The organism is Streptomyces durocortorensis, from assembly GCF_031760065.1.
In the GTDB taxonomy this organism is placed as follows: Bacteria; Actinomycetota; Actinomycetes; order Streptomycetales; family Streptomycetaceae; genus Streptomyces.
In genome coordinates this window covers 1,187,073-1,199,520 of record NZ_CP134500.1, presented here as the reverse complement: position 1 = coordinate 1,199,520, position 12,448 = coordinate 1,187,073, and the positions used below count along the sequence as shown (strand labels likewise).

At 72.4% G+C, this 12,448-nt stretch carries 10 protein-coding genes and 1 pseudogene; 9 read left to right on the top strand and 2 right to left on the bottom strand.

Translation table 11 applies throughout. The features are described 5' to 3' along the window. Window positions 1–17 precede the first annotated feature (17 nt). The 4 genes from RI138_RS05205 (at window position 18) to RI138_RS05190 (ending at window position 3,751) form a co-directional block, all read left to right on the top strand. On the top strand, window positions 18–1,301 hold the full coding sequence (locus RI138_RS05205) for a glycosyltransferase family 4 protein (protein ID WP_311118953.1): 1,284 nt from the start codon (window positions 18–20) through the stop codon (window positions 1,299–1,301). Further along, entirely contained in the window at window positions 1,298–2,143 is an 846-nt protein-coding gene (locus RI138_RS05200; protein ID WP_311118952.1) for a transferase, read from the top strand. The genes RI138_RS05205 and RI138_RS05200 overlap by 4 nt, the downstream gene beginning before the upstream one ends. 47 nt (window positions 2,144–2,190) lie before the next feature. Then, entirely contained in the window at window positions 2,191–3,156 is a 966-nt protein-coding gene (locus RI138_RS05195) for a helix-turn-helix transcriptional regulator (protein WP_311118951.1), read from the top strand. Between the two features lie 379 nt (window positions 3,157–3,535). Beyond that, window positions 3,536–3,751, top strand: a complete 216-nt coding sequence (locus RI138_RS05190) for an I78 family peptidase inhibitor (RefSeq protein WP_096627879.1) — start codon at window positions 3,536–3,538, stop codon at window positions 3,749–3,751. An 18-nt stretch (window positions 3,752–3,769) separates the two neighbouring features. Here RI138_RS05190 and RI138_RS05185 read toward each other — a convergent pair. Further along, window positions 3,770–4,775 (bottom strand): annotated as a pseudogene (locus tag RI138_RS05185) (phosphatase PAP2 family protein); the annotation flags it as partial. A gap of 495 nt (window positions 4,776–5,270) precedes the next feature. Here RI138_RS05185 and RI138_RS05180 point away from each other — a divergent pair. After that, a complete protein-coding gene (locus RI138_RS05180; RefSeq protein WP_311118949.1) occupies window positions 5,271–6,956 on the top strand; it encodes an MFS transporter in 1,686 nt (561 codons plus the stop codon). Window positions 6,957–7,060: 104 nt separating this feature from the next. Then, window positions 7,061–8,281, top strand: coding sequence for an acyl-CoA dehydrogenase family protein (locus tag RI138_RS05175; RefSeq protein ID WP_311118948.1), 1,221 nt, complete (start codon window positions 7,061–7,063; stop codon window positions 8,279–8,281). A gap of 67 nt (window positions 8,282–8,348) precedes the next feature. Here the strand turns inward: RI138_RS05175 and RI138_RS05170 are convergent, their stop codons facing one another. Next, window positions 8,349–8,792, bottom strand: a complete 444-nt coding sequence (locus RI138_RS05170; protein ID WP_096627766.1) for a cell division protein SepF — start codon at window positions 8,790–8,792, stop codon at window positions 8,349–8,351. 310 nt (window positions 8,793–9,102) lie between these two features. Between RI138_RS05170 and RI138_RS05165 the strand changes: the two genes are divergently transcribed. The 3 genes from RI138_RS05165 (at window position 9,103) to RI138_RS05155 (ending at window position 12,343) form a co-directional block, all read left to right on the top strand. Next, complete coding sequence (locus RI138_RS05165) at window positions 9,103–10,302, top strand: DUF5685 family protein (protein ID WP_311118947.1); 1,200 nt, start codon at window positions 9,103–9,105, stop codon at window positions 10,300–10,302. Between the two features lie 89 nt (window positions 10,303–10,391). Next, on the top strand, window positions 10,392–11,213 hold the full coding sequence (locus tag RI138_RS05160) for a DUF1684 domain-containing protein (RefSeq protein WP_311118946.1): 822 nt from the start codon (window positions 10,392–10,394) through the stop codon (window positions 11,211–11,213). Between the two features lie 230 nt (window positions 11,214–11,443). Then, on the top strand, window positions 11,444–12,343 hold the full coding sequence (locus tag RI138_RS05155) for a S1 family peptidase (RefSeq protein ID WP_311118945.1): 900 nt from the start codon (window positions 11,444–11,446) through the stop codon (window positions 12,341–12,343). The last annotated feature ends 105 nt before the right edge of the window (window positions 12,344–12,448 follow it).

Below are 12,448 nucleotides of genomic sequence, written 5' to 3'. Positions count from 1 at the left end.
GGGAAAACAGCGACACCATGCATATTTCGTTTCTTCTTCACAATGCTTATGGGATCGGGGGAACAATCCGGACGACCTTCACGCTCGCCCGCACGCTCGCCGAACAGCACGACGTCGAGATCGTGTCGGTCTTCCGCCACCGCGAGGCACCCGCCCTCGGCGCACCCGAGGGCGTGACGCTGCGCCACCTCGTGGACCTGCGCAAGAAGAGCGCGGCCTACGACGGGGATGCCGCCGAACACGCGCGGCCCGCCGCGGTGTTCCCGCGCGGCGACAGCCGGCACAGGCAGTACAGTCGGCTCACCGATGCCCGGATCGCCGCCCACCTCCAGGGAATCGAGGCGGACGTCGTCGTCGGGACCCGCCCCGGACTCAACGTCCACCTCAGCCGCCAGACCCGCCGCGGGCCGGTACGCGTGGGGCAGGAGCACCTGACGCTGGACAGCCACAGCTACCGGCTGCGCCGTGAGATCGCCCACCGGTACACCCTGCTCGACGCGCTCACCACGGTCACCCGCGCCGACGCCGACGACTACCGAAGCCGCCTGAAGCTGCCCGGTGTCCGGATCGAGGCCATCCCCAACGCGGTCCCCGAGCCCGCCTGTCCGCCCGCGGGGGGCGACCTGAAGTGGGTCGTCGCGGCGGGCCGGCTGACCCGGGTCAAGCGCTACGACCTGCTCGTACGGGCCTTCGCCCAGGTCTCAGCCGCCCGCCCGGACTGGCGGCTGCGGATCTACGGCGGCGGGGACGCGACCGGCGACGAACAGGCCGCCCTGCGCGCACTCATCGACGAACTCGGCCTGCACAACCACGTGTTCCTGATGGGCTCGGCCAACCCGATGGAGGCCGAGTGGCCCAAGGGGTCGATCGCCGCCGTCGCTTCGGACCGCGAGTCCTTCGGCATGACCATCGTCGAGGCGATGCGCGGCGGCCTGCCCGTCGTCGCCACCGACTGCCCGCACGGACCGGCCGAGATCATCGAGGACGGCGCCGACGGCCGACTCGTACCGGTGGGCGACCCCGACGCGATCGCCGCCGCGCTGCTCCAGCTGATCGAGAACGACGAACTGCGCCACCGGATGGGCCGGGCGGCGCTCGACGCATCGGCACGCTTCGACCCGGCGCGGATCGCCGAGCGCCACGAGAGCCTGTTCACCGAGCTCGTCGCCCGCGGCGCGCAGGGCCGGGGCCACAGCGCCCTGCGCACCGCGCTGCACCGCACCCGGGGCAGCGTGCTCGACGGGGCGTACGCCCTGCGCTACAAGGCCGCTGACGTACTCCGCAGGGGAAGGGCCGCATGACCGACGCCACCGCCACAGCCGCCGTACGCGCCGACTGCGCCGCCGATCCGGCCGGAGCGCTCACCTTCGACCTGGCCCCCGCGGCCGCCCCCGATCCGGACGCCGTACTGCTGCTGCGCCGCCGGGGCGCGGCGGGCAGCCGCCCCGGCGGTACGGTGCGGCTCCCGCTCAGCCCGTCCGGGCCCGGACGGCGGCTGCGGGCCGTCCTGCCGTCCACCACCGCACTGACCGAGGGGCGCTGGGACGCTTATGTCCAGGAGCCCGGGGGCGAGGGCACCCGGACCGTCGAGCCGGGACTGCGGGATCTGCGCGCCCTCGTCGACCGCAGCCCGGACACCCGTACCCCCGAGGTCAGCGCCCGGGTCCCCTACCCGACCGCTGACGGCCGGCTCGCACTGCGCTGCTGGGTCCGCGCCCCGCACGCCGAGGCGGGGGCCATCGCCGTCGGCCCGTCGGGCATGACGGCCGAGGGCGTGCTGTACGGCGTCACGGCGGGGGAGACGGCGGTCGTCGAAGCTCGGCTCCCCGGCGAGCCTGAGCAGGTGCACCGCTTCCCGCTCAGCTCGCCGGGCGCGCCGTCCGGCGGCTTCGCCTTCGCTCTGCCGTTCGCCGCGCTGGTCACCGGGCCGGTGCGTGGGGAGCAGCTCTGGCAGCTGTGGCTGGTTCCGGCCGAGCGGGCGGCCGGGGTCAGGATCTCGCGCATCCTGGACGACGTCTGGTCCCGCAACAAGTCCTTCGTCTACCCGGGCCGCGCGGCCGCCGACGGGGTGCTCGCCACACCCTGCTACACCGCCGACAACGATCTCTGCGTACGGCTTGCGTCCTCACCCGCCGCCGGATGAGGGCTTGCGGACACAAACTGTCCGCAAGCCCTGGCAGACTCTCCCGCATGTTGGAGACCTCGGCACGGCTGCTGCGCCTGCTCTCACTGCTCCAGGCCCACCGGGACTGGTCCGGCGCCGATCTCGCCGACCGGCTCGGCGTCACTCCGCGCACCCTGCGGCGGGACGTCGACAAGCTGCGCGAGCTCGGCTACCCGGTGAACGCCAGCCGGGGCACCGGCGGCGGCTACCAGCTCGGGGCGGGCGCGCAGCTGCCGCCGCTGCTCCTGGACGACGAGGAGGCCGTCGCGGTCGCCGTGGGCCTGCGCACGGCGGCCGGCCATGGTGTCGAGGGCATCGGTGAGTCCTCCGTACGGGCGCTCGCCAAGCTTGAGCAGGTGCTGCCGAACCGGTTGCGCCGCCGGGTGAGCGCACTCGGCGCGTTCACCGTGCCGATGGTCCACGGGCCGGACGCCTCCGCCGTCGATCCGGCCGTACTCACCGAGCTGGCGAGCGCCTGCCGGGACGCCGAGCGGCTGCGGTTCGCCTACCGCACCCACGGCGGGGAGGTCTCGCGCCGGACCGTGGAGCCGCACCGGCTCGTCTGCACCGAGCGCCGCTGGTACCTGGTGGCGTGGGACCTGGACCGGGCGGACTGGCGTACCTTCCGGGCGGACCGGATCACCCCCACCCCGCCGCACGGCCCCCGCTTCTCCCCGCGCACCCCGCCCTCCGAGGACCTGGCGGCGTACGTCTCCCGGGGCGTCGCGGTCTCCGCCTACGCGGCCCGGGCGGTCATCCTGCTGAAGGCTCCGCTGGCGGAGGCGGCCCGGCGGGTGTCGCCGTCCGCCGGGGTGCTGGAGGCCGTGGACGCGGACACCTGCCGGCTCACCGCGGGCGCTCCGAATCTTGAGGTGCTGGTGATCCACGTGCTGATGATGGGGATCGATTTCGAGGTCGTCGAACCGCCCGAGCTCACCGAGGTGATGCGGGAGGCCCGGGACCGGCTCACCCGCGCGCTCGGCGGATCGTGAGACTCCGGTCGTGCGCCCTCGTGCGGGAAGCGTGCTCCCGCACGAGAAGTGAGAGAAGCGTGAAGAAAAGCGGGTCCCGTTCAAGGAACGGGGAAAATCGCGGTGCCCGGCCATTCGGGTGATGACCCGCCCGGATGGAAAAGAAGAAGGTCATCCCGGTGATTCCGGAGTGCCGTCACGACCTCCGTCACCGGGCCGATCCGGGGCGTCGGTCATTTCGTACAGATGCTTCCGGGCGGCCCGTTCGAGTGAAAAGCCACCGGTATACAGGTGTGGGAATCCTGTGACACAAGCGTGACCGCCACGGCATCCGGAGATGCACGGCGTCCCCTCCCGGCCCGGCCTTCCGTCACGGTCCGGGGCCGCCTACGGTGAGGGCATGGCATCTCTACCGACCCCTCCAGCACAGCCGGACGACGCCGCCGATTCGTACGTCGGTCTCGGCGCCGACGCCGCCGAGCAGCAGGCGAGAAGCCGCGGCTGGGACACGGTCCGGGCGGTTCCGCCGGGCACCTTCCTCACCATGGAGTTCCGCCACGGGCGCATCAACTTCCAGGTCGAGGACGGCACCGTGACGCGCTGCTGGGTGGGCTGAACCGCCGCACACCCCTCGACGGCCGAAGGCCCCGACCGTGGTCGGGGCCTTCGGCGTGCGGGGCCGGGGTGTGCGTACCGTCCCCGCGGCAACGGGGCGGGGGCGTTCAGCGGCCCGGCCGCACGGGCTGCGCCGCGTGGGCCCGGGCCCTGCCCCCAGGTGCCGGATGACCGGCGGCAAGGGCCGGATCGATCGCGGCGGCCTCGGTGGCGAGGCCGCCGGCGCCGAGCGACTGGGGGAGCAGCACCGGCTGCGGGCCCTCCTCGGCGGCGGGCTCCGGACGGGAGCCGCCGAGGCGCTCGCGCCACCTCTGGCGCATCGCGAAGATCCAGGCCTCGGTCCGCGCGATCAGCGGCTCGAACCAGGGCAGTGCCAGCAGGATCAGCAGCCCGGCCGCCCAGCCCAGCAGGACATCGCTGAGCCAGTGCGTACCGATGTAGACGGTGGTGAGGCCGACGCCCAGCGAGACCGTCGCGGAGAGGGCCGACAGATAGCGCCTGGCACGTGGCGTGGTGGCCAGATAGGCCAGGATTCCCCAGGTCACGACGGCGTTGGCGGTGTGTCCCGAAGGAAATATATCGCCGCCGGCGAACATCTCGGCCGAGCCGATCTGCGTCGCGTAGTGCGGGCCCAGCCGCCCGAGGCCCAGCTTGACCGCGCCCACCGTCACATTGAGCAGCAGCAGGGACGTGCCGAGGACCAGCAGCGGGCGGAGTGTGTGCTGACGCCAGGAGCGCCACCCCAGCCAGCAGGCGACCATCACCGCCGTGGGGCCGCGCTGGCCGAGCACGACGTAGTAGTCGAGGAAGGGGTGCAGTTCGGGCCACTGCTGGTAGGGCCGGAACAGCATGACCTTCCAGTCCAGGGCCACCAGCCAGGAGGTGACCAGGACCGCGAAGACGATGGCGAGATAGAACGCCAACGTCCCGCCGAAGAGGGCGATGCGGTGACGGCTCATCCGCGGTGGCTCTATCTTCGGCGGTTCCGGCTCCCGGTCCAGCCGGGCAAAGATGTCGGTACGCACCCAATCGACGTTACAGCGAGTGAGTGTGCGAGCAGGCCAATCCGGCCGCTTTGTGATGACGATGTGATGTGGACTTTGTCTCAGAACGGCTTCTTTTTCGGGGGCGGAGGAGAATCTCCGTGATCTTGCGGCCAATTGCCCGCGGGTCCCGTTCGGAAGCGTGTTTGATCTCCCGATGAATTGGCTCCGCGGGAATCCGCCGGAATTGATCCCGCCATTCGGGGGGAGGGGCGCGCCCGTGCGCCCAGCCCTCCGGAGGCCCGGGCGCACGCCGGGCCGGGGAGCCCCCGTACGGTCCCGGCGTGGCGTACGACACACTGTGTGGCGGACCGGGGTATGAGGTGGACCACGTGTGACCTCACCGAACTCGCGTACGCTGACGGCGCACTCGCCCGTCGATGCCGGGCCCGAGGTGATCGGCAGGACCCCCCCAGGGGCGCGCCCCACATCACCGTCGGTCCGCCGAGCGCGAGGGACTCATCGGGAGGTACGTAGATGTCCGGGACGACCACGGCCGGAGTCCGGCTGCGCCGAGCCGCCGCCGACGCCAATCGCTGGGTCGTCCTCGTGGTCCTCTGCCTCAGTCTCCTGGTCGTCGCACTGGACGCCACCGTGCTCCACGTCGCCGTTCCGGCCGTCACCGAGGACCTGCGCCCGAGCGGACCCGCCCTGCTGTGGATCGTCGACTCCTACCCCCTGGTCTGCGCCTCGCTGCTCATCCTCTTCGGCACGCTGGGTGACCGGATCGGCAGACGCCGGGTCCTGCTCCTCGGCTACGCGATCTTCGCCATCGCCTCCGCGCTCGCCGCGACGGCCGACACCCCCGGCGTCCTCATAGCGGCCCGCGCCCTGCTCGGCGTCGGCGGCGCGATGATCATGCCCGCCACCCTGTCGATCCTGCGCCAGGTATTCCCCGACCGCCGGGAGCGGGCGCTCGCGATCGGGGTGTGGACCGCGGTCGCCGCGGTCGGGGCGGCCACCGGGCCGGTCATCGGCGGCTTCCTGGTCGAGCACTTCTGGTGGGGCTCGGTCTTCCTGATCAACATCCCGCTGATGGCCGTGATCCTGCCGCTGGGCCGCTGGCTGCTGCCCGAGTCGCGCGGCGGCGCCGACGGCCCGTGGGACGTGCTGGGCGCGCTGACCGCCGCCGCCGGAGTGCTCGGGGTCGTCCTCGGCGTCAAGCGCCTCGGCGGCGGCGCGAGCCTCCTCGACCCGGTCGCGCTCGGCCCGCTCGCCCTCGGCCTCGCGCTCCTGATCGTGTTCGTGCGCCGCCAGAAGCGCCGTACGCATCCGCTCATCGACATCACGATGTTCGCCCGCCCGGCCTTCTCCACCGCCGTCGGCTGCATCGTCCTCGCCATGCTGGCCCTGGTCGGCCTCCAGCTGATCGCCGTGCAGTACCTCCAGCTGGTGCTGGGGCTCAGCCCGCTGGAGACCGGGCTGCGGCTGCTGCCGCTGACGTTCGCCGCGATGGCCGCGGGAGCCACCGGCTCGTACACCCTGCGCCGGCTGGGCCCGCGCCGCATGGTGGGCTGGGGCTTCGTCCTCACCGCATCCTCGGTGCTGCTGCTCACCTCGATGGGCCACCACGACCGGCCCGCCCTGCTGACCTGCGCCTTCGTCCTGCTCGGCTTCGGACTTCAGACGACGCTCTTCGGGGCGTACGAGTCGATGCTCAGCGACGCCCCGCCGGAGCGTGCCGGTGGCGCGGCGGCGATCGGCGAGACCTCGTACCAGCTGGGCGCGGGCCTCGGCATCGCCCTGCTCGGCAGTGTCATGAACGCGGCCTACGCCCCCGGCCTCGCCTCCCTGCGCGAGAAGGGCGTCCCCGCCCGGGCGGGCGCCGAGGCCTCCCACTCGCTGGGTGAGGCCTACCAGGTCGCCGCGCAGCTGGGCGGTCCGATGGGCGAGCTGCTGCGCTCCACGGCCCGGCACGCTTTCGTCGGCGGACTCCACATCACGCTCTTCGTCAGCGCCGGGCTGCTGCTGCTCGGCGCGCTCGCCGCGCTGCGGCTGCCGAAGGCCATGGACTGCCCGCCGAAGGAGCCCTGTCTCCGGGCCGACACCGACGCCGTCCGGCCGGTCGCCCCGGCCGTCCAGGAGCGCCCGGCCCCGCGTCTGACGCTGCCCGCGCGGCGCGAGCCCGCCGAGGCGGCCGGCTCTGGACGAGCGGCACGCTGAGCCGTAACGTCAGCACGAACGCCCTGACTACCACTGCTAGTTTCCGGAGGGCGGGGGTGTCTCCCGGTCCTCCGAGCACCGTGCGAGCCGCCGGAGGCACCCTCATGTCCAGCACCGAGTCCGCGAAGCCGTCGAAGCTCCCGCCGTTCGACGCATCGGATCCCCTCGGCATCGACGACCTGCTCGGCCCCGACGACCTCGCGATCCGCGACACCGTCCGCACCTGGGCCGCCGACCGCGTCCTGCCGCACATCGCCGAGTGGTACGAGAACGGCGAGCTGCCCGGCATCCGGGAGCTGGCCCGCGAACTCGGGGCGCTGGGGGCGCTCGGCATGTCGCTGGAGGGCTACGGCTGCGCCGGGGCGAGCGCCGTCCAGTACGGTCTCGCCTGCCTGGAGCTGGAGGCCGCCGACTCCGGGATCCGCTCGCTCGTCTCCGTACAGGGCTCGCTCGCCATGTACGCGATCCACCGTTTCGGCTCCGAGGAGCAGAAGCAGCGGTGGCTGCCCGGCATGGCGTCCGGCGAGATCATCGGCTGCTTCGGCCTGACCGAGCCGGACCACGGCTCCGACCCGGCCGGGATGCGGACGTACGCCAAGCGCGACGGCGAGGACTGGGTGCTCACCGGCCGCAAGATGTGGATCACCAACGGCTCGGTCGCCGGGGTCGCGATCGTCTGGGCGCAGACCGACGAGGGCGACGAGGGCCGGGGCATCCGCGGCTTCGTCGTTCCGACCGGCACTCCCGGCTTCTCCGCCCCGGAGATCCGGCACAAGTGGTCGCTGCGCGCCTCGGTCACCAGCGAACTGGTCATGGACGGGGTCCGGCTGCCCGCCGACGCGGTGCTCCCGGGCGCGAAGGGGCTGCGCGGCCCGCTCAGCTGTCTGAGCCACGCGCGGTACGGCATCGTCTGGGGCGCCATGGGCGCGGCGCGGGCCAGTTTCGAGTCGGCCCTCGACTACGCGAGGAGCCGCGAACAGTTCGGCCGGCCGATCGGCGGCTTCCAGCTCACCCAGGCCAAGCTGGCGGACATGGCCCTGGAGCTGCACAAGGGCATCCTGCTCGCCCACCATCTGGGGAGGCGCATGGACGCGGGACGGCTCCGCCCCGAGCAGGTCAGCTTCGGCAAGCTCAACAACGTGCGGGAGGCCATCGAGATCTGCCGCACCGCGCGCACGATCCTCGGGGCCAACGGGATCTCGCTGGAGTATCCGGTGATGCGGCACGCCACGAATCTGGAGTCGGTGCTCACCTACGAGGGCACCGTGGAGATGCACCAGCTGGTGCTGGGCAAGGCGCTCACCGGTCTCGACGCCTTCCGGTGACCCCGGCACGTCCGAAGGGGCGCGCCGACCGGAGACGCTGACCGGAACTTTCCGGCGAGCGCCCTGCTCAGCTCTGGTTGAAGAAGCCGTCGGTCGTACGGCCGGCGGCTTCACCGGCCACCACCTGGGTGTCGGCCGGGGACAGCAGGAAGACCCGGGTGGCCACCCGGTCGATCGAACCGCGCAGACCGAAGATCAGCCCGGCGGCGAAGTCCACCACGCGCTTGGCGTCGGCGGGGTCCATGGCCGTGAGGTTGACGATCACCGGGACACCGTCCCGGAACAGCTCACCGATGGCCCGGGCGTCCCGGAAGCTGTCCGGGGTCACCGTGGCGATCCGGCGGTCCTGCTCCTCGGCCGCCTCGGCGGCCACCTGCACCCGTGGGTCGGTGACCCAGGCCTGGTTGTTCGTGCCGGTCTCCGCGCCCTCGGCGTACTCGTCGTCGTAGTACCGCTCGTCGTTGTCCTCTACGAGGCCCAGCCAGGCACTCGCCTTGCGCACCGATCCCATGGACGCCTCCTCTCACCGCGGTTCCTTGGTGTTCCGCATCTCTTTCGTATCCCTATGGTCGTCCATGATGCGGATACCGCGCCAAGTGGATAGTCGGCGCGCAGGTGATTCGTGACGGTACTGGTGCAGAAGATGTGGCAGTTCGTCAGGTTTCTGACCGTATAAGGCGGGTTGTGAAAGGAAAATACGATGCTCCGGTCCGTACGGGTGATGGAGGGGACGTACGGGTGAACGGATCGCTCGATACGATGCACGACGCTCCGGTGCACGAGCGGCGCGCACCGGCCGGAACAGCTCGCGGGGGATCGTCGTGTTCGGAATCGTCAGGCCCTGTGCGCACCGGCTCTCCGAGGGGCTCCGGACCGAGTGGATGGCCCATCTCTGCGGTCTCTGCCTGGCCCTGAGGGCGGATCACGGACAGTTCGCCCGGATTGTCACAAACTATGATGGTCTGATCGTCTCGGTTCTGACGGAGGCTCAGAGGGGCCTCACCCCGGCCGGACGCCGCACCGCGGGCCCCTGCCCGCTGCGTGCCATGCGCACCGCCCCGGTCGCCCGGGGTGAGGGGGCCAGGCTCGCCGCCGCTGTCTCGCTCGTCCTCGCCTCGGCGAAGGTCCGCGACCACGTCGCCGACCGGGACGGGGTGTTGGCCCGCCGCCCGGTCGCCGCCGCCGCGCGCCGGGTGGCCGCGGGCTGGGACCGCGCGGGCGCCCGGACCGGGGCCGCACTCGGCTTCGACACCGCCCTCCTGGTCGACGCGGTCGACCGGCAGACCGGGATCGAGACGCTCGCCGGGCCCGGCACCCCGCTGCTGACGGTCACCGAACCCACCGAGACGGCCACCGCCGCAGCCTTCGCCCACACCGCCCACCTCGCGGGCAAGCCGCAGAACACCGCGCCGCTCGCGGAGGCGGGCAGGCTCTTCGGGCGGCTCGCGCACCTGCTGGACGCCGTGGAGGACCGGGAAGCTGACGCCGCGTCGGGCGCCTGGAACCCTCTCACCGTGACCGGCACCCCGCTCACCGAGGCGCGCCGGCTGTGTGACGACGCGCTGCACGGCGTACGGCTCGCGCTGCGCGAGGTGGAGTTCGTGGACGGCAGGCTCATCCACGTGCTGCTCGCGCACGAACTGCGGCGCTCGGTCGACCGGGCGTTCGGCTCCTCGTCCTGCTCGCACCGGCAGCCCGGGGAGGGCCGGGGGCTGCTGACCCCGGACGGAGCCTTCGGGCCGCCGCCGGGTCATCCGTACGCTCCTGGGAGCCCGGGCTCCCCGCCGCCCCCGCCGCAGCCGCCCCGTGACCGGCGCGGGCTGATCGGCGGGTGCCTGGTGTGGGCCGGACTCGCCTGCACCTGCCAGATGTGCTGCGGGACCTTCGAGGACCCCTGGAGCCGGGAGCGGCGGGAGGGGCTGTGCAACAGTTGCGGCGACTGCTGCGAGGTGTGCAACTGCTGCGGCCAGTGCGGCGAGGGCTGCTGCTGTTGCGGCGAATCCTGCGGCTGCGACTGCTGAGGCGGCGTCAGGTCGCGCCGGGTCGCTTCAGGGGCTCCCCGCCGCGGTCGCACCTCGGCCCCGCCGAGCCGTATGGAAAGGTTGAGCGCATGAGTACGGACGCGACGCAGCAGGAGCAGGTTGGCGGCCCGGACGCCGCGCGGGACTGGCAGCGGTGGCACGCGGGGCGCGTCGTCGCGGTCGCCGCCCCGTACGGCCCTCTCTCCCTGACCGGAACCCACTGGCTCTCCGACTACCCGGAAGGGCGAATTCCGGCCGTCCCGGGTCACTGGCGCGAGGACGGCGACGAGGTGGTCCTCACGGCCACCGCGGACGACGGCATCGTTGTCGACGGCAGGCCGCTGACCGGCGAGGTCCGGCTCGGCGCGGACCGCGGCCCCATCGACGACTCCCGGGTGACGCAGGGGGTCCGGCGGCTGGTGGTGCTCCGCCGCGAAGGGCTCTGGGCGGTAAGGGACTTCGACCCGGACTCGCCGGCCCGGCACGCCTTCTCGACCATTGAGGCCACCCCGTACGACCCCCGCTGGGCGCTGCCCGGCACCTTCCGTCCGTACGACGGCGACCGGACCCTGCGGGTGGCCAACGCCGACGGGGTCGAGCGGGGGCTCGGGCTCGGCGGGGAGCTCGCCTTCACGGTGGACGGGGACGAGCACACGCTCCAGGTGGCGGTCGAGCCCGACGGTTCCCTGTGGGCCGTCTTCGCCGACGCCACCAGCGGGAACGGCAGCTACCGCTTCCGTTTCCTGCGCCCCGGCGCACCGGACGGGGACGGCGGCGTGCGGGTCGACTTCAACCGCGCCCTGCTGCCGCCCTGTGCCTTTGCCGATCACTTCATCTGCCCCTTCCCGCCCCCGGGCAACACGCTCACCGTGGCGGTCCCGGCGGGGGAGCGGAACCGCGTCGACGCCTGACCCGCGAGACGTCCCTCCGGCCCCGGCAGCCCCACGGCTTCCGGGGCCGGATACGTGTGGGGCCCGCGTGGCCGAAAGGCATGCTTGCGCCGCCTGTCCGGCCCCCTCGATACTCCCGTCAGCGATTGTCAGGGGCACGGCAACTCCGGAATCCGGGCAGGCCCCCGACTGCGCCTCACGGGCCCACCACCCCACAGGAGGGCCCCCGATTCCCCTCGGAGGAACCCGAAGTGAGGATCAAGCGCACCAGCAACCGCTCCAGCGTGGCGAGAGGCGTCCGTACCACGGCCGTCCTCGCGGGGCTCGCCGCCGTCGCGGCCATGGCCATCCCCACCGCGAACGCCGAAACCCCCCGTACGTTCAGCGCCAACCAGCTGACCGCGGCGAGTGACGCCGTGCTCGGCGCCGACATCGCGGGCACCGCCTGGAACATCGACCCGCAGACCAAGCGCCTCCTCGTCACCGTCGACAGCACGGTCACACAGGACGAGATCAACCGGATCAAGAAGGCGGCCGGCGCCAACGCCTCCGCCCTCACGATCGAGCGCACGCCCGGGAAGTTCACCAAACTGATCTCCGGCGGCGACGCGATCTACTCCAGCACCGGACGCTGCTCCCTCGGCTTCAACGTCCGCAGGGGCAGTGCCTACTACTTCCTGACCGCCGGTCACTGCACCAACGGGACGGGCACCTGGTGGGCCAACTCCGCCCGCACCACCGTGCTCGGCACGACCGCCGCGTCCAGCTTCCCGAACAACGACTACGGCATCGTGCGCTACACCAACACCACCATTCCCAAGGACGGCACGGTCGGCGGCCAGGACATCACCAGCGCCGCCAACGCCACCGTCGGGATGGCCGTCACCCGCCGGGGCTCCACGACCGGCACCCACAGCGGATCGGTCACCGGACTCAACGCCACCGTCAACTACGGCGGCGGCGACGTCGTCTACGGCATGATCCGCACCAACGTGTGCGCCGAGCCGGGCGACTCGGGCGGCCCGCTCTACTCCGGCACCCGGGCGATCGGTCTCACCTCCGGCGGCAGCGGCAACTGCTACTTCGGGGGCACGACCTTCTTCCAGCCGGTCGTCGAAGCCCTGAACGCGTACGGCGTGAGCGTGTACTGACCGGCGCACCGGGCCGCGCCCGGAGCCGTATCCGTACATACGAGCCCCCGTCCGGAATTCCGGACGGGGGCTCCCGCTCGTCGGGGAGCTCTTGAGAGGATGGCG

Coding starts and splice junctions, on each gene's coding strand:
- RI138_RS05205 (WP_311118953.1), top strand. CDS start 18: ATGCATATTTCGTTTCTTCTTCACAATGCTTATGGGATCGGGGGAACA.
- RI138_RS05200 (WP_311118952.1), top strand. CDS start 1,298: ATGACCGACGCCACCGCCACAGCCGCCGTACGCGCCGACTGCGCCGCC.
- RI138_RS05195 (WP_311118951.1), top strand. CDS start 2,191: ATGTTGGAGACCTCGGCACGGCTGCTGCGCCTGCTCTCACTGCTCCAG.
- RI138_RS05190 (WP_096627879.1), top strand. CDS start 3,536: ATGGCATCTCTACCGACCCCTCCAGCACAGCCGGACGACGCCGCCGAT.
- RI138_RS05180 (WP_311118949.1), top strand. CDS start 5,271: ATGTCCGGGACGACCACGGCCGGAGTCCGGCTGCGCCGAGCCGCCGCC.
- RI138_RS05175 (WP_311118948.1), top strand. CDS start 7,061: ATGTCCAGCACCGAGTCCGCGAAGCCGTCGAAGCTCCCGCCGTTCGAC.
- RI138_RS05170 (WP_096627766.1), bottom strand. CDS start 8,792: ATGGGATCGGTGCGCAAGGCGAGTGCCTGGCTGGGCCTCGTAGAGGAC.
- RI138_RS05160 (WP_311118946.1), top strand. CDS start 10,392: ATGAGTACGGACGCGACGCAGCAGGAGCAGGTTGGCGGCCCGGACGCC.